The sequence below is a fragment of the uncultured Dokdonia sp. genome, from assembly GCF_947492815.1.
Lineage (GTDB): Bacteria > Bacteroidota > Bacteroidia > Flavobacteriales > Flavobacteriaceae > Dokdonia.
In genome coordinates this window covers 1-427 of the sequence record NZ_CANLOB010000105.1, presented here as the reverse complement: position 1 = coordinate 427, position 427 = coordinate 1, and the positions used below count along the sequence as shown (strand labels likewise).

Sequence of the window (427 nt, the reverse complement as noted above, 5' to 3'; positions counted from 1 at the left end):
ATCGCTCGGGCAATCAAACGACTTGGCATATATTCAAAATTAGACTCTTCACTATCTATAGAAAAAAGCGCATCATATTCCATTATTTTTGACCATAATTTTTGTTCCAGATAATTGGAAACAGTTAAACTGGTGGCTCTTTCAAGAATCAATCCTAAATAGCTTGTATTGTAATTAGAATATTGAAAATCTTTTCCCGGTTCGGATGAAATTTCTACATTCTCAAGTAACAGCTTTCGAACATTGGGATGATAGTATCCAACTGCTTCGTCGTGCAAAGGAGAATGAATGTTGGTAAAAGGTATAAGACTTGTATTGTATGCAAGTCCAGAGCGCATTTCTAATAAATCTTTGATGGTTATTTTTTTGAAGCTTGAATCTCGTTCTAAAAGTTCAGGAATATAATTTGTTATTGGGTCATTTACAC

At 33.5% G+C, this 427-nt stretch carries 1 protein-coding gene; it reads right to left on the bottom strand.

From position 1 onward, the window contains the following. On the bottom strand, nucleotides 1–427 hold a 427-nt coding region (locus tag Q1A01_RS23720), incomplete at both ends, for a serine hydrolase domain-containing protein (RefSeq protein WP_299686066.1).